The sequence below is a fragment of the Faecalibacterium duncaniae genome, assembly GCF_010509575.1.
In the GTDB taxonomy this organism is placed as follows: domain Bacteria; phylum Bacillota; class Clostridia; order Oscillospirales; family Ruminococcaceae; genus Faecalibacterium; species Faecalibacterium duncaniae.
Genome location: NZ_CP048437.1, coordinates 1,514,109 through 1,528,847 on the forward strand (window position 1 = coordinate 1,514,109; position 14,739 = coordinate 1,528,847).

Consider the following 14,739-nt stretch of genomic DNA (forward strand, 5'->3'; position numbering starts at 1 on the left):
AGCGCGTGTTTTGCCTTCCGGTCCCGTTTTTTGAATCTGCTCCAGAAGATTGAGGCACTGCCGTTGCTGCGGCAATGCCTCTTTTTTTGGGCAGCGATGAAAGGAGAACTTCTCTATGAGTGAAAAGATCGATTACTCCAAGGGCATTTACGATGCCCGGCAGCTCGGCACCGGACGGATGCTGATCCTGGGCTTGCAGCACATGTTTGCCATGTTCGGCGCAACTGTGCTGGTGCCCCTGCTCACCGGCCTGAGCGTTTCCACCACTCTGCTCTGTGCCGGTCTGGGCACCCTGCTGTTCCACCTTGTCACCAAGGGCAAGGTCCCGGCCTTCCTTGGCTCCTCGTTTGCCTACCTGGGCGGTTTTTCCATTGTAGCCCCCATGCTGGCTGACGCAGACGGCAACCTGACCGTTGTCAATACCAAAATGCTGCCCTACGCCTGCGCGGGCGTGGCACTGTCCGGCATTCTGTACCTGCTGGTCAGCCTGCTCATCTCCACCTTTGGCATCCGCCGCATTATGAAATTCTTTCCGCCGGTGGTCACAGGCCCCATCATCATCTCTATTGGTTTGATCCTGGCCCCCTCCGCCATCACCAACTGCGAGTCCAACTGGCTGCTGGCTTTTGTGGCCCTGGGCACCGTTATTGTCTGCAACATCTGGGGTAAGGGCATGGTCAAGATCCTGCCCATCCTGATCGGTGTGCTGGTCTCCTATGCTGTGGCTCTGGTCACTGGTGCAGTCAACTTTGAGGCCATTGCTGCTGCCGACTGGTTCGGCATCCCCCTGCACAAGAGTGCCATGGGCCTGTTTGCCATCGACGGCAGCCCTGAGTTCATCAGCGCAATGTTCACCATCATCCCCATTGCGCTGGCAACCATGATGGAGCATGTGGGCGATATCGCTGCCATCAGCGCTACGGTCGGCCACAACTATATCAATGATCCCGGCCTGAACCGCACCCTGATGGGCGACGGCCTTGCCACTGCCATGGCTGGTCTGCTGGGCGGCCCCGCCAATACTACCTACGGTGAGAACACCGGTGTTCTGGCCCTGAGCCGCATCTACGATCCGCTTGTCATCCGCATTGCCGCTGTGATGGCTGTGATCCTGAGTTTCAGCCCCAAGTTTGAGGCCGTCATCAACACCATCCCCACCGGCATCATTGGCGGCATCAGCTTTGTGCTGTACGGAATGATCTCCGCGATCGGTGTCCGCAATGTGGTCGAGAACCATGTAGACTTTACCAACAGCCGCAACCTGATCGTTGCCGCTGTCATCCTGGTCTGCGCGCTGGGCTTCAACTCTGTGGGCGGTCTGACTTTCGCTGTGGGCGGTGTCTCCATCAACCTGTCCGGCCTGGCCATTGCTGCTATCGTGGGCATTCTGCTCAACGCCATCCTCCCCGGCAATGATTACGAGTTTGATGCTGCCAACGGCTCCGATGCTCCGAGCAGCGGCAACCTGCAGGTCTAAAAAATAAATAGGAATAATTCTTAAAATTAGTCTTGACTAATCTAGGAATCATTGCTATAATAGGCTCAGAAGCAAGGCCCCCTGTACCAGAGGGGAGGCCAAGATCATAATGAAAAACAATGGAGGATATTCTTATGAAAAAGTATGTTTGCACCGTCTGTGGTTATATCGCTGAAGGCTCTATCCCTGAGCAGTGCCCTGTCTGCAAGGCGCCTGCATCCGCATTTGTCGAAAAGACCGGCAACACCTATGTGACCGAGCATGTGGTCGGCATCGGCAAGGCTGAGGGTGTGCCTCAGGAGATCGTTGACGGTCTGCGTGCAAACTTTGAGGGTGAGTGCAGCGAGGTCGGCATGTACCTGGCCATGGCCCGTGTGGCTGAGCGCGAGGGCTACCCTGAGATCGCTGAGGCTTACAAGCGCTATGCCTACGAAGAGGCTGACCACGCATCCCGTTTCGCCGAGCTGCTGGGTGAGGTCGTGACCGATAGCACCAAGAAGAACCTGATGATGCGTGCTGAGGCTGAGTGCGGCGCATGCTCCGGCAAGATGGACCTGGCCAAGAAGGCAAAGGCCCTGAACCTGGATGCAATCCACGATACCGTCCACGAAATGGCAAAGGACGAGGCTCGCCATGGCCGCGGCTTCGAGGGCCTGCTGAAGCGCTACTTCAACGTGGAGCTGTAATTCCTGCATTCTTCTGAACCTGTTATTATAAAGCTGCCGTGCGGTTCCAAAGCTGCACGGCAGCTTTTTTGCTTGACGGGATCCATGGCAGGGCGTACAATGAAAAAAAAACATTCCGAAAAAGGGGAAGTCTTATGAAATCAACTTCCACACGCTGTGCGCTGCTGGACGAGCTGCGCGGGCTGGACCTGATCAGCATGATGCTTTACCATGGCATGTGGGATCTGGTCTATCTGTTTGGTGTGCGTGCACCGTGGTATGGCAGCTGGCAGGGAGAACTGTGGCAGCAATCCATCTGCTGGGTGTTCATCTTGCTGTCCGGCTTCTGTCTGCCGCTGGGCCGCCACCCGGTCAAACGAGGCGCGGTGGTGTTTGGGTGCGGCGCACTTGTCACGGCGGTCACGCTGATCTTTATGCCTGCGGATGTTGTCTGGTTCGGCGTGTTGACCCTGCTGGGCTCGGCTATGATCTTCACAGGACTGCTGGAAAAGTGGATGGAAAAGGTGCCCCCGGTGGTCGGCCTTGCAGGGAGCATGTTTCTGTTTTACTTCACCCGCTATGCAGCCGATGGCTATTTGCAGCTGGGCCATTGGCTCATCACACTGCCGGGTTTTCTCTACGCCAACTACTTCACGGCCTATCTGGGGTTTTATCCCTTTGGCTTCTTCTCTACGGATTACTTCCCACTGACCCCGTGGCTCTTCCTGTTCTGGGCTGGTTTTTACCTGCATCATCTGGCAGAGCGAACAGCGCAGAGTCTCCGTCCGCTGCGTCGTTCGGTTTGCCCGCCGCTGGGGTGGCTGGGGCGGAATTCGCTGATGCTATATCTGCTCCACCAGCCGGTGATCTACGGCGTGCTGACGGTGGTGTTCCTGTTGCTGCGCCGGGGTGGAGGAGCGCTCTGAAAAATTCTGTAAAAGGTTCTTGACAAGGAGCCCGCCCTGTGGTATTCTTTTGATGGTTAGAAAAGCCTAACCAAATTGCTCTGTCTTATGTCAGGCAGAGCAATTTCTTGAAGATAAAAGTTAGAATATACTAACCAAAATTGAAAGAGAGGTTCTTCTTTATGAGCAAAGTAGCAGTTGTATTCTGGAGTGCAACCGGCAACACGGAGACCATGGCAAACTGCGTGGCAGAGGGTGCAAACGGCACCATCGTTCCCTGTGGCGAAATGAACGCCGCAAAGCTGGCAGAGTTTGATGCAGTTGCATTTGGCTGCCCCGCAATGGGCGCAGAGCAGCTGGAAGAGAGCGAGTTTGAGCCGATGTTCTCCGATCTGGAGGGCTCCCTGAACGGCAAGAAGATCGCTCTGTTCGGCTCTTATGGCTGGGGCGACGGCCAGTGGATGCACGACTGGGTCGAGCGTGCACAGGGTGATGGCGCACAGGTGCTCAACGGTGAGGGTCTGATCTGCAACGAGGCACCGGATGAGGATGTTCAGGCTGCCTGCCGCAAGCTGGGTGCAGACCTGGCAGCGTGGTGACCGGATTAGAAGCACATTGCAAAATTTGACAAATGGGGTTTGCTGTGTTAAACTCTAAAAGTTGCGCAGCAACCCATTTGCCGGACAAGCGAACCTGAGAGCAGCAGGGGAACAACAGGGGCTGAACCCGGTCTCCTGCTGCTTTGCTTTTTAGGAAAGGTGGTGTGTATGGAAATGGCTGTTGCTGTTGGAATTACGGCCTGTTTCGCAGTTTTGCGTCACGCGGTGCGTTGCGCGGCTCTGCGGATGGCCCGCAAGGAAAAAATGCAGGAGGAACAGTCCCAATGTCCAAAACCACCCCGGAAGACCTGGCAAAGAAGCGTTCCGACGAAAAAACGCTTGTCAGTGAGATGATCGCGCTCTACTGCCGCAAGCAGCATTACACCCTCAGAGGCAGTCTCTGCCCGGAATGCCAACAGCTGCATGATTATGCGCTGGCCCGCATTGAGCACTGCCCCTTTATGGAGACCAAGACCTTTTGCTCGGCCTGCAAGGTGCATTGCTATCAGCCGGAGATGCGGGAAAAGATCCGCACTGTCATGCGCTGGGCCGGGCCCAGAATGCTGCCGGTGCATCCCGTTCTCTCCATCAAGCATGTGATCGTGACAATGAAGGCAAGGCGTGAAGCAAACGCAGGAAAATAAGCAGCCATGTATAATCGCCTGAAGCCGGGGCAACCTAGAGCCAAGGAGGCGATAGAAATGGAAAACACAGGTGTGACCTGCGATGTCTGCGAGTGCCGTCACAATGTGCAGAACTGCAAGTGTGATCTGCCCCAGATCAAGGTGACAGAGCACTGCTCCTGCACCACCCAGCAGGTGGAGACCCCGCACTTCTGCCAGAATTACGAAAAGAAATAATCTGTAATGGCAGAAAACTCCCCGCCCAGCGCCCCAGACAGGGCATGAGAGGGGAGTTTTTGTGTGTTGTTCAGTGGATTGCCACACTGCAGGTAGCAAGGCTGCGCACCAGTGTGCCGACGCTGTCCTTCATCTGGATGCCTGCAAAGCCCAGACGGAAGGCGGCCTGCACATTCTCCAGCCGGTCATCAATGAAAACACTTTCCCCGGCCTTGAGCTGGTATTTGTCCAGCAGGGCCTTATAGATGCGCGGGTCAGGCTTGTTGATGTGCACCTCGCAGGAGGCCACGCCGCCGTCGAACAGGCCCTTGAGGTCGCGCTCGGTCAGAAAATCCAGCACATCCTCGGGGATATTGCTCAGGTAATAGACGCAGTAGCCACGGCTCTTGAGTTTCCGCACCAGCTCATGCATCCGGCGGCGGGGGCGGAGGATATGCATCCAATCGTCCAGCACGCCTTGCACCTCAAACGCGCGGCCATATTCTTTTGCGCGGGCCAGCATCCGCAGGTTGGCCTCGGAGCGGGTGATAAGCCCTGCATCCAGCAGCTTCCACTCCTCGCTTTCAAAAGTCAGCTGGGAGACCTGTTCCTCTACCTCGGCATTGCAGAAGCGGTCTACCAGATAGGTCTTGGGGTCGAAATCTACCATGACACCGCCCAGATCAAAGATGATATTTTTATACATCGCTGTTTCCTCAATTCTGTATGGATGTTTCTGCCAGAAAGATTCTGCCCACAGTATAGCACAACTGCCCGCCCTGCATCAAGCACTGTGCCGCCGCATAGGATGAAACAGGCAAACTGCGGGGAGGGGATCACGATGAAATTCCGGGAGCTGTGCGCAAAGGAGATCGTTCAGCTGAGCAACGGGGCCTGCCTTGGCCGCGCCGATGATCTGGAGCTCGATCCGGCAACGGCGCAGGTCAAAAGCCTGCTGCTGCTCGGGCAGCCTCATCTGTTTGGGCTGCTGGGCCGGGACGAGACTCTGGTCATCCCCTGGACGGACATCGAAACACTGGGAGTGGACGCGATCCTGGTCCGCACGGAGCTGCCGGAGCCGGAAGCCAAAAAGCAGGGTTTCTGGCAAAAAATGCGGCACTGGCTGGACGGCTGAAATTTTTCGTGAATTTTTCCTGCATCAGGGTTTGATTTTACAAAAAATCGGATTATAATAGAGAACCGTGAGCGGCAGAGCCTTGCCGCTCCGGCTTGAAATCTGATTTCCGGAAGTGAAAGGAACTTCTCTCTATGAACGCAAAAAAACATACGCCGCTTTCCCTGCATGGGCTGCGGCTGCTCTTCCCGCCGCTGGCAACGCTGGGCATCCTGTTCCTGACGGAGTGGATCGCCCGCGGCAGCCTGACAGGGGAGACCTTTACCCAATACATTTTCCCCCATGCCGAAGCCTATCTGCTGGCGTGGGCCATGCTGTTTCTCAGCTGGCTGGCAGTGGACTGGCTGACCCGGTTTGCACCGTTGGCGACCCTGCTGGCGGCGGTGCTGGGCTGTGCCCCGGCGGCAGTCAATTTCTACACACTGCAGCTGCGCGGCGAGCCCTTCCTGCCCTGGGATCTGATGCAGGTGTCAGAGGCTGCGGGCGTGGCAGCTGCGGCCGGTATCCACATCCAGACCAGCATGGTGGTATCCATTGTTATTATCGTGCTGCTGGTCGCGGTGTCTTTCTTCCTTTATAGAGGGCGGCAGAAGCTGAACTGGAAGCCCCGGGTGGCAGGCTTTCTTGCCAGTGCGGCAGCTACCTGCGGCCTGCTCTTTGGCGTGTTCCTGCAGCCTGCCGTGACACAGGCCATTGGCATTGTGCCGGATGCCTGGATGCAGGATCGCTACTACCGCTATTATGGTGTCATCACCAGCTTTCTGACCAATCTGACCAATCTGGAGATCTCCAAGCCGGAGGGGTATTCAGAGGAGGCTGTCAACGAGATTTTGGATGATACCGAAGCTGCACAGAAATATTCCACTGCTCCGCTCTACCCGGGATCTTACGGTGCCACCACCTCTGCGGACGAGACCGCGAAAAAGCCCACCATCATCTATGTGATGGACGAGTCCTACTGGGATGTGTCGGAACTGGAGCAGTACGGTTTCCAGTTTGATACCGATGTCTCTGCCAACCTCCACGCCCTGCAGCAGACCAGTGCTTCTGGCCGGGCGTACAGCCCCAGTTTCGGCGGCGGAACCTGCGATGTGGAGTTTGAAGCGCTGACAGGCTATTCGGCTTCCTTTCTGCCCAACGGCAGCAAGCCCTACCAGCAGCATGTGACCAAGCCCATGTTCTCGCTGCCCAATTACCTCAAGCTGACGCAGGGATATCAGACGGCGGCAGTTCACTGCTTCTGGGCCAAGTATTGGAGCCGGGACACGGCATACCCCAACCTGGGCTTTGACACCTTCCTGAGCCTGGAACAGATGACCCATGTCAACAAGGTGCGCAGACACTACTGGACCAGCGGTCTGGTCACGGATGACTCCATGGCAGACCAGATCATCCAGCAGTATGAGAAGATGAAGACATCCTCGGATGCACCGGTTTTTCTGCACGCGGTCACGATGCAGAACCATACCAATTATAATAAAGACAACTACCCGGACGATGTGCGGGTGAAGGTGACAGAGCACCCGGCGGGCCTCAAGGCCAGCACCATCGGCGCACTGGAAGATTTTGCGACCGGCATCCGGGATGCCGATGCCATGCTGGGCAAGCTGACCCAATACTTCTCGCAGGTGGACGAGCCGGTGATCCTGGTGTTCTGGGGCGACCATTACAACCCCATTGATTCCAATTATGATGTCTTTACCAGCAGCGGCTATGCCAGCGATTCCAGTGCGGACCCGCGCCTGCACCAGACCACCCTGCTGATGTGGTCGAACTACACCGACAAGCCCGTGGATCTGGGCACCATTGCCGCTTACGATATCTCGCCGGTGATGATGAACCTCTACGGTCTGGAACAGCCGCTCTATTTCCAGCTGCTGAACCGCCAGCTGCAGGTGGCCGACCGCGCCAATACCCGGGGCACGGTGATGAATCTGGACGGCACCACCACCCAGACCCCGAGCTCCCTGCAGGAAAGCTGGAGCCAGAAGCACTGGCTGCTGCAATATGACCTGATGTTCGGCAAGGGCTATGCCCTCAGCCGGATGGGCATGGAAAGCCTGAACAGCACTCAGACGGGCGAATAAACAAAAAATACGCGATTTTCTTGTAAAAAACAGAGAAAACCCCTTGCATCACACGCCTGTTTGTGCTATTATTATTTGGCATTACACACGCATCACTATGCCCTTTTGTGCTCTTTCGGGAGTGGAGGGCAGTCCAAAGCCATCCGATATGGCCGCGGATCACGGTGTGCGGAGGCAAAACAATATTGGAGGTATTTTTACTATGGCAGTCGTTTCTATGAAGCAGCTTCTCGAGGCAGGTGTGCACTTCGGTCACCAGACCCGCCGCTGGAACCCCAAGATGAAGAAGTATATCTTCACCGAGCGCAACGGCATCTATATCATCGATCTGCAGAAGACCGTGAAGAAGCTGGACGAGGCTTACAACTACGTGAAGGAAGTTGCAGCTGAGGGCGGCGACATCCTGTTCGTCGGCACCAAGAAGCAGGCTCAGGAGTCCATCCGTGACGAGGCTCTGCGCTGCGGCATGCACTATGTCAACGCTCGCTGGCTGGGCGGTATGCTGACCAACTTCCGCACCATCCGTAAGCGCATCGACCGTATGGATCAGCTGGCTAAGATGAAGGAGAACGGCACCTTCGAGCTGCTGCCCAAGAAGGAAGTTGCTAAGCTCGAGCTGGAGATGGAGAAGCTGGACAAGTACCTGGGCGGTGTCAAGAACATGAAGACCCTGCCGAAGGCTATGTTCATTGTTGATCCTCACAAGGAGCGCATCGCTGTTGCTGAGGCTCGTAAGCTGAACATCCCCATCGTGGCTATCGTTGATACCAACTGCAACCCCGACGAGATCGATTACGTCATCCCCGGCAACGACGACGCTATCCGCGCTGTCAAGCTGATCGCTGGCGCTATGGCTGACGCTGTTCTGGAAGGCAAGCAGGGCAACCAGGAGGCTCCCGCTGAGGAAGCTGCCAACGCCTGATTTTTGGCTGTACAGAACAAACCCGTGAAATAACGTGTAAGGGAGACTACAAAAATGGCTATTTCTGCAAAGGACGTTATGGAACTGCGCAAGCAGACCGACTGCGGCATGATGGAGTGCAAGAAGGCTCTGACTGAGGCTGACGGCAACTTCGAGAAGGCTATTGAGATCCTGCGCGAGCGTGGTCTGGCTACTGCTGCCAAGAAGGCAAGCCGCGTTGCTGCCGAGGGTATGGTCTACGCTGACTACTGCCCCAAGTGCAAGGTCGGTGTTGTCATCGAAGTCAACGCTGAGACTGACTTTGTTGCCAAGAACGACAAGTTCGTTGATTTCGTCAAGGAAGCAACCAAGGTCGTCATGCTGCAGAATCCTGCTGATGTTGAGGCTCTGATGGCTTGCAAGACCGAGGCTGGTGAGACCGTTGACGAGGCTCTGAAGAACCTGATCCTGGTCATCAAGGAGAACATTAAGATTCGTCGTTTTGTCCGTTACGAGGGCGTTTGCTCTGCTTACGTCCACGGCGGCGGCACTCACGGCATCCTGGTCAACTTCGAGACCACCAACGACATCGACAGCAAGGACGAGTTCACTGCTTACGGCAAGGACATCGCCATGCAGGTCGCAGCTGCTAACCCCAGCTACGTCGATGAGGCTTCTGTCCCCGCTGAGGTCGTTGCCAAGGAGAAGGAGATCATGCTGGCTCAGATGGCTGGCGATCCCAAGAACGCCAACAAGCCTGATGCTGTGAAGCAGAAGATGATCGAGGGCAAGATCAAGAAGTTCTTCAAGGAGAACTGCCTGGTCGATCAGGAGTTCGTCAAGGACGGCGATCTGTCTGTTGCTCAGTACACCGCTAAGGTCGCTAAGGATCTGGGCGGCGAGATCAAGATCGTCAAGTTCACCCGTTTCGTGAAGGGCGAGGGCCTGGAGAAGCGTGCTGATGACTTCGCTGCTGAAGTTGCAAGCATGGTGAAGTAATTCAGTCTGACTGAATGAATTTAAGAGCTGTGGTACCTGTAACAGGGTGTCACAGCTCTTTTTGTTTGTGTTTGAACGGGAAGTGTGTTATCATAGGAACAATTACAATGAAGAAAAAGCTGGAAGTGAAGAATCTCAACCAGCCGCTGTACCGGAAAGAAGGAAGGCGGCATCTGACAGGAGATGTTACGATGAAAACACAGAAACTGGAGATCAGCGGTATTCCTGCTTTGCTGTACGGGAAAGAAAGCCGAAAAGTATATCTCTATGTCCATGGCAAAATGGGTTGCAAAGAAGAAGCTCTGCCGTTTGCAGAGCTTGCCTGCCCAGCAGGGTATCAGGTTCTTGCTGTTGATTTGCCCGAACATGGAGAGCGCAAGGGCAGCTCCGAGAAGCTGCTGCCGTGGGTGGCGGTTCCAGAGTTGGAAGCGGTCTATTCCTATGCTGCAGAGCGTTGGAAGAATGTTTCGCTGCGGGCTACAAGTATTGGAGCCTGGTTTTCCATGTTGGCCTTACAGGCAAAGCCTTTACGGAGTACTCTTTTGCTCTCACCAGTGGTAGATATGGAAGATCTTATCACCAATATGATGCAGTGGGCAAATGTGAGTGAGGCCCAGTTGAAAGAAGCAGGGGAGATTTCCACGGATTTCGATGAGACGTTGTCGTGGCAGTATCTCTGCTGGGTGAGGGAGCATTCCTACCGCTGGAAAGTGCCCACGCAAGTGCTCTATGGCGCAAAAGATAACCTGACTTCCAGGGCAGTGCTTGAGCAGTTCAAACAACGGACAGGTGCACATCTGACCATCATGGTAGAAGGAGAGCACTGGTTCCATACCGAGCTGCAATTGGCTGTTCTGCAGGAATGGGAGCGAGCACATATCTGAAAGAAGAGGAGAGAGAAACATGAAGATCGAACCCAGAACGTTCACACTGCCCAACGGGGAAGTGCTGACGGTGCGCAGCTTATGCGCCGATGATGCGGAGGCATTGAGTGCATTCCGCAATGCAATCTACAGCGAAACACATTTTATGGCCCGATACCCGGAGGAAGGAGCGAGTCTGGAAGCGATGCGGAACTGGCTCGCAGGCTTCGTGGAAAGCCCTGTGAACTTTGAGGTGGGCGCTTTTGCCGGAGAAAAGCTGGTGGGGGAGTTTGGTGTTGCACAGGTGCGGCCGCATATCAAATACCGCCATCGTGCCGTAGTAGGCATCTCCGTACGGAAAGATCACTGGGGCTGCGGTCTGGGCAGCTATCTGATGCAGTTGGCCATTGACCAGACCCGTACCAACGGCTTCGAACAGCTGGAGCTGGGGGTGTACAGCGATAACGCCCGTGCCATCCATCTCTATGAGAAGGTTGGGTTTGAGCGCTATGGCATCCAGCCCCGGGCTTTTAAGCTGAAGGACGGCACCTACCGGGATGAGATCATCATGGCGAAGATGCTGTGACCTGAAAAAGACAAAATAAAATCTCCCACTGACGGGGTTCGATGTCGTCAGTGGGAGATTTTTATCGTTTTACGGTCAAACCGTGAAAACCTCAGATTTTGGCCTCGCTGTTGTGCTCAGCCTTTTTGTAAGCAGAGAAGGAGTGGAACACAATGTTCAGACCCAGAACGATCAGCAGGACAGCCAGGATCAGCTGCAGGCCATTGGCAATGAACACGGCACCCCAGGTGGTCTCGCCCGCAGGAATGCTGACAGAAGCGGCAGTGCTGATGGCCTTGACCATGGCGATCAGGCGCTGCACCAGAGCGGTGAAGGTGACGCACAGCATGATGATCAGCGGGGGGAACAGCATCTTGTTGCTGCGGCCGGTGACCTTCAGGAAAACGCACAGGGTAGCCAGAACCAGAGCGCTCAGCAGCTGGTTGGCGGAACCGAACAGAGGCCAGATGTTTGCGTAGCCGATCTTGGTCAGCAGGAAGCCGAAGGCCAGAGTGAGGAAGGTGGAGAAGTAGACGTTGCAGAACAGCTTGCGCCAGCCCTCAGCGTGCTCCATGTCGTCCACACTGAACAGCTCCTGGAAGCTCATGCGGCCGATACGGGCCACAGCATCCAGACTGGTCAGGGCCAGAGCGGAAACACACATCGTCATAAAGACCGTTGCTGCATAAGCAGGAACGCCGAACATCTCAAAGAAACCGGCAACACCACGGCTGAAGATCTGGAACGGGGTACCTGCAGCGGGGGTGCCGTCTGCAGCAGCGGCAGCACCGGCAACGCACAGGGCCAGAACAGCCAGCAGGCTCTCCAGGATCATTGCGCCATAGCCGACCTTCAGCATATCCTTCTCGTTCTCAACGGTCTTGGAGGAAGTACCGGAGGAGACCAGGCTGTGGAAGCCGGAAACAGCACCACAGGCAACGGTGACGAACAGGATGGGGAACATGGTGCCCAGCTTCTCGTTGGTGAAGCCGGTGTAAACGGGCAGATTCATGGTAGGGTGTGCAACGACCAGACCAACCACAGCGCCTGCGATCATGGCAACAAACATGAAGGTGGTCATGTGGTCCCGGGGCTGCTTCAGCAGCCACATGGGAAGCACGGCGGCAAAGAAGATATAAACGAAGGTGATATAGCTCCATGCGGCCTTGCCCAGGATGATGGGCAGATTTGCGCCAATGACAAAGGACAGCACGATGAAAACGATGCTGATGACGCTCTCCTTCCAACCGGAGAAGTTGAACTTCTTCTGGATCAGGCCAAAGACCACAGCGAAGACCATGAACATGATGGAGACCATGCCGGCAGCGCCGTTGGTCTGAGCAGCGTCCACCAGAGCGCCGTCCGCGCCATAGGCATTGAAGGTGCCAGCGACCATGTCAGCAAACGCTGCAATAACGATGCCGCAGAACAGCCAGCAGAACAGCAGGAACAGCTTGCGGCCCGTCTTGCCGATATACTTTTCGATCAGCATACCCATGGACTTGCCGTCATTCTTTACAGAAGCATACAGAGCGCCGAAGTCGGTAACAGCACCAAAGAAGATGCCGCCCAGCAGGACCCACAGCAGAACAGGCAGCCAGCCAAAGGCAGCAGCCTGAATGGCACCGGTAACAGGGCCGGCACCTGCAATGGAGCTGAACTGATGTGCAAAAACGGTCCAGCCGTTGGTGGGAACGTAATCCCGGCCGTCCTCATGGACGACCGCAGGGGTCTTGGCGGTAGGGTCGATGCCCCACTTGTTTGCCAGCCAGCGTCCGTAGAGAGTGTAAGCACCAAACAGACACACGGCTGCGATCAAAACGATGACCAGCGTGTTCATTTCTTTTACCTCTTTCCTTTGCTTTTCATGCGGCAAAGAGGTCACGCTGTGGCTCCTTTGCCTGAAAATTGTGTATACTTTATCCCCATTTTCATAATTTGTCAATATATTTCGGAGCAGTTCAGAGGATGTGCTAATTCGACAGAAAATCAGGCAAAAAATTTTAGGTGATTTTATTTCACTTGTGAAGAGAAGAAAACTGTTGACACGCTGAATTGAAAACGATTCACGCAAAAGACTTGACTTTCACACTTTCGTGTGCTAAAGTGATAACGTAATATGATTCTTTCTGTCAGAAGTTCCGGCGTTTGCCGCAGAGGAGACCGCAATGACTGAGAAAAATTCCAGAAAAAACGAGACCGTAGATGCATTGTTCGATGCCATCCTGAGCCTTGAGAGCCGGGAGGAGTGCTATGCTTTTTTTGAGGATCTGTGCACAGTAAAGGAGATCTCCGATATGGCACAACGGCTGGAAGCGGCAAAGCTGCTGCTTGGCGGCTGCACCTATGACCAGATCGTGAAAGAAGTAGAGATCAGCACGGCGACCATCAGCCGTATCAACCGCTGTATCCAATACGGAACCGGCGGTTACCAGAGCGTAATTGAAAAGATCTCTGCACAGGAGAAAAAGCAGTAACGGCTGCACGGCAGGGGACATAAGATGGGGTACACCTTATATAGAAAGGATGAGTCCCCTATGGCAACGATCAATTGTCCCACTACGTTGGAATGTCCGGCCCTGCCCCGTGTTACCCTGAGTCAGGCTGTGATCGATTTGATGGAAAGTATCGCGCTGCAGGAAAGTGCTCTGAGCCACATCCTCTGCGCCGAGAGCCAGAAGATGAAAACCGCACTTGCCATGAACGAGATCGACCTGTGTAAGCTGCTGGAAGTGAACGATTCGGCCACCAACATGGTGCACGCCGTGGCAAATCTGGAGCTGGTGCTGAAGGAAAAGCTGGAGTTTATCTCCAATAACCTCTATTATCCCTCCGCTGATAACGGCGCTGCAGCCCAATAAGCCTGCACGACCCCCTGCCTGTCCGCATTCTGGCGGGCAGGCATTTTGCGTTTTAAGGCCAGATTGTGACCGATTTGTATAAAAAGTGCAAAAACGATTTGTTGGAATTGCTGAAAGCGCAATTCTGTGCTATACTATACCGTGTATATGTGTGAAAGAGAGGGAAACGAACTTGCAGCACTATGACGTGATCTTATTTGACGTGGACGGAACCCTGATCGATTCCGCCCCCGGCATCCTGAATACACTGGAAGAAGTTTTTACCAAGATGGGCGTGGATGTCACCCATGTGAACCTGCGGCGCTATCTGGGGCCGCCGCTCCGCAAGAGCTTTGGAGAGCATTTTTCTGACCCTGCAAAAATCGAGGAGGCCACAGAGCTCTATCGGGAGAGTTACCGCGAAAAGGGCAGCCATGAGGGTACGGCCTACCCCGGTGCGGCAGAGATGCTGCGCCGCCTGAAGGAGGCAGGATTTGTGCTCTGCACCGCAACCTCCAAGCCGACTGTGGTCGTGACCCCCATTCTGGAAGAACAGGGACTGGCCCCTTACTTTGATTTCATCGGCGGCGCGTCCATGGATGAGAGCCGGGATACCAAAACAGAAGTGGTGCGCTATGTCCTCACCCAGCCCTGTGTACAGGGCAAGCGGGTGCTGATGGTGGGCGACCGCAACGATGATATGCGCGGTGCTGCTGATTGCGGGCTGGATGCCGCCGGTGCCCTGTATGGCTACGGCAGCAGGGAAGAACTGGAGCCCTTTGGCCCGGTGCTGCTGGCGGAAAGTTGTGAAGAACTGACGGACAAGCTCCTGGCCTGCCGTGCAAACGGTTGAATGATAGGATA

The 14,739-nt window shown here is 55.1% G+C and carries 17 protein-coding genes; 15 read left to right on the top strand and 2 right to left on the bottom strand.

Annotated elements, in window-relative coordinates; all coding sequences use genetic code 11:
• Positions 1-115 precede the first annotated feature (115 nt).
• The 6 genes from GXM22_RS07325 to GXM22_RS07350 all read left to right on the top strand — a co-directional run bounded on the left by GXM22_RS07325 (position 116) and on the right by GXM22_RS07350 (position 4,506).
• Positions 116-1,477, top strand: a complete 1,362-nt coding sequence (locus tag GXM22_RS07325) for a uracil-xanthine permease family protein (RefSeq protein WP_099357187.1) — start codon at positions 116-118, stop codon at positions 1,475-1,477.
• Positions 1,478-1,611: 134 nt separating this feature from the next.
• Complete coding sequence (locus GXM22_RS07330; protein WP_035394078.1) at positions 1,612-2,163, top strand: ferritin family protein; 552 nt, start codon at positions 1,612-1,614, stop codon at positions 2,161-2,163.
• A 134-nt stretch (positions 2,164-2,297) separates the two neighbouring features.
• Positions 2,298-3,068: a heparan-alpha-glucosaminide N-acetyltransferase domain-containing protein gene (locus tag GXM22_RS07335; protein WP_035394081.1), complete on the top strand. Its 771-nt coding sequence runs from the start codon at positions 2,298-2,300 to the stop codon at positions 3,066-3,068.
• Positions 3,069-3,229: 161 nt separating this feature from the next.
• Entirely contained in the window at positions 3,230-3,646 is a 417-nt protein-coding gene (locus GXM22_RS07340; RefSeq protein WP_035394083.1) for a flavodoxin, read from the top strand.
• A gap of 284 nt (positions 3,647-3,930) precedes the next feature.
• Entirely contained in the window at positions 3,931-4,290 is a 360-nt protein-coding gene (locus GXM22_RS07345) for a nitrous oxide-stimulated promoter family protein (RefSeq protein ID WP_005932839.1), read from the top strand.
• Between the two features lie 57 nt (positions 4,291-4,347).
• Positions 4,348-4,506: a DUF1540 domain-containing protein gene (locus tag GXM22_RS07350; RefSeq protein ID WP_097771984.1), complete on the top strand. Its 159-nt coding sequence runs from the start codon at positions 4,348-4,350 to the stop codon at positions 4,504-4,506.
• Between the two features lie 70 nt (positions 4,507-4,576).
• Here GXM22_RS07350 and GXM22_RS07355 read toward each other — a convergent pair whose 3' ends face one another.
• Positions 4,577-5,191 (bottom strand): HAD family hydrolase, encoded by a 615-nt coding sequence (locus GXM22_RS07355; RefSeq protein ID WP_005932843.1) that lies wholly within the window; start codon positions 5,189-5,191, stop codon positions 4,577-4,579.
• Between the two features lie 135 nt (positions 5,192-5,326).
• Between GXM22_RS07355 and GXM22_RS07360 the strand changes: the two genes are divergently transcribed.
• The 6 genes from GXM22_RS07360 (at position 5,327) to GXM22_RS07385 (ending at position 11,056) form a co-directional block, all read left to right on the top strand.
• Positions 5,327-5,620 (top strand): PRC-barrel domain-containing protein, encoded by a 294-nt coding sequence (locus GXM22_RS07360; RefSeq protein ID WP_035394085.1) that lies wholly within the window; start codon positions 5,327-5,329, stop codon positions 5,618-5,620.
• Positions 5,621-5,754: 134 nt separating this feature from the next.
• Complete coding sequence (locus GXM22_RS07365; RefSeq protein ID WP_005932847.1) at positions 5,755-7,707, top strand: LTA synthase family protein; 1,953 nt, start codon at positions 5,755-5,757, stop codon at positions 7,705-7,707.
• 202 nt (positions 7,708-7,909) lie between these two features.
• Entirely contained in the window at positions 7,910-8,629 is a 720-nt protein-coding gene (rpsB, locus tag GXM22_RS07370; protein WP_035394088.1) for a 30S ribosomal protein S2, read from the top strand.
• 54 nt (positions 8,630-8,683) lie between these two features.
• Entirely contained in the window at positions 8,684-9,607 is a 924-nt protein-coding gene (gene tsf / locus GXM22_RS07375; RefSeq protein WP_005932850.1) for a translation elongation factor Ts, read from the top strand.
• Between the two features lie 191 nt (positions 9,608-9,798).
• Entirely contained in the window at positions 9,799-10,491 is a 693-nt protein-coding gene (locus tag GXM22_RS07380) for an alpha/beta hydrolase (RefSeq protein WP_035394239.1), read from the top strand.
• Between the two features lie 19 nt (positions 10,492-10,510).
• Positions 10,511-11,056, top strand: a complete 546-nt coding sequence (locus GXM22_RS07385) for a GNAT family N-acetyltransferase (protein ID WP_005932854.1) — start codon at positions 10,511-10,513, stop codon at positions 11,054-11,056.
• Between the two features lie 91 nt (positions 11,057-11,147).
• On the opposite strand, the gene GXM22_RS07390 is transcribed toward GXM22_RS07385, so the two are convergent.
• On the bottom strand, positions 11,148-12,875 hold the full coding sequence (locus GXM22_RS07390; RefSeq protein ID WP_005932856.1) for a carbon starvation CstA family protein: 1,728 nt from the start codon (positions 12,873-12,875) through the stop codon (positions 11,148-11,150).
• 328 nt (positions 12,876-13,203) lie between these two features.
• Between GXM22_RS07390 and GXM22_RS07395 the strand changes: the two genes are divergently transcribed.
• From GXM22_RS07395 to GXM22_RS07405, 3 genes are all read left to right on the top strand, one after another.
• Entirely contained in the window at positions 13,204-13,512 is a 309-nt protein-coding gene (locus GXM22_RS07395; RefSeq protein WP_005932857.1) for a YerC/YecD family TrpR-related protein, read from the top strand.
• A gap of 60 nt (positions 13,513-13,572) precedes the next feature.
• Positions 13,573-13,896, top strand: a complete 324-nt coding sequence (locus tag GXM22_RS07400) for an alpha-helical endospore appendage domain-containing protein (protein WP_035394090.1) — start codon at positions 13,573-13,575, stop codon at positions 13,894-13,896.
• Between the two features lie 172 nt (positions 13,897-14,068).
• On the top strand, positions 14,069-14,728 hold the full coding sequence (locus tag GXM22_RS07405; RefSeq protein WP_035394092.1) for an HAD hydrolase-like protein: 660 nt from the start codon (positions 14,069-14,071) through the stop codon (positions 14,726-14,728).
• The last annotated feature ends 11 nt before the right edge of the window (positions 14,729-14,739 follow it).

Excerpts from the sequence above, each read along its gene's own strand:
- rpsB (WP_035394088.1), top strand. The coding sequence starts at position 7,910 with ATGGCAGTCGTTTCTATGAAGCAGCTTCTCGAGGCAGGTGTGCACTTC.
- GXM22_RS07385 (WP_005932854.1), top strand. The coding sequence starts at position 10,511 with ATGAAGATCGAACCCAGAACGTTCACACTGCCCAACGGGGAAGTGCTG.
- GXM22_RS07350 (WP_097771984.1), top strand. The coding sequence starts at position 4,348 with ATGGAAAACACAGGTGTGACCTGCGATGTCTGCGAGTGCCGTCACAAT.
- tsf (WP_005932850.1), top strand. The coding sequence starts at position 8,684 with ATGGCTATTTCTGCAAAGGACGTTATGGAACTGCGCAAGCAGACCGAC.
- GXM22_RS07355 (WP_005932843.1), bottom strand. The coding sequence starts at position 5,191 with ATGTATAAAAATATCATCTTTGATCTGGGCGGTGTCATGGTAGATTTC.
- GXM22_RS07380 (WP_035394239.1), top strand. The coding sequence starts at position 9,799 with ATGAAAACACAGAAACTGGAGATCAGCGGTATTCCTGCTTTGCTGTAC.
- GXM22_RS07335 (WP_035394081.1), top strand. The coding sequence starts at position 2,298 with ATGAAATCAACTTCCACACGCTGTGCGCTGCTGGACGAGCTGCGCGGG.
- GXM22_RS07390 (WP_005932856.1), bottom strand. The coding sequence starts at position 12,875 with ATGAACACGCTGGTCATCGTTTTGATCGCAGCCGTGTGTCTGTTTGGT.
- GXM22_RS07345 (WP_005932839.1), top strand. The coding sequence starts at position 3,931 with ATGTCCAAAACCACCCCGGAAGACCTGGCAAAGAAGCGTTCCGACGAA.
- GXM22_RS07360 (WP_035394085.1), top strand. The coding sequence starts at position 5,327 with ATGAAATTCCGGGAGCTGTGCGCAAAGGAGATCGTTCAGCTGAGCAAC.
- GXM22_RS07400 (WP_035394090.1), top strand. The coding sequence starts at position 13,573 with ATGGCAACGATCAATTGTCCCACTACGTTGGAATGTCCGGCCCTGCCC.
- GXM22_RS07395 (WP_005932857.1), top strand. The coding sequence starts at position 13,204 with ATGACTGAGAAAAATTCCAGAAAAAACGAGACCGTAGATGCATTGTTC.
- GXM22_RS07325 (WP_099357187.1), top strand. The coding sequence starts at position 116 with ATGAGTGAAAAGATCGATTACTCCAAGGGCATTTACGATGCCCGGCAG.
- GXM22_RS07365 (WP_005932847.1), top strand. The coding sequence starts at position 5,755 with ATGAACGCAAAAAAACATACGCCGCTTTCCCTGCATGGGCTGCGGCTG.
- GXM22_RS07340 (WP_035394083.1), top strand. The coding sequence starts at position 3,230 with ATGAGCAAAGTAGCAGTTGTATTCTGGAGTGCAACCGGCAACACGGAG.
- GXM22_RS07330 (WP_035394078.1), top strand. The coding sequence starts at position 1,612 with ATGAAAAAGTATGTTTGCACCGTCTGTGGTTATATCGCTGAAGGCTCT.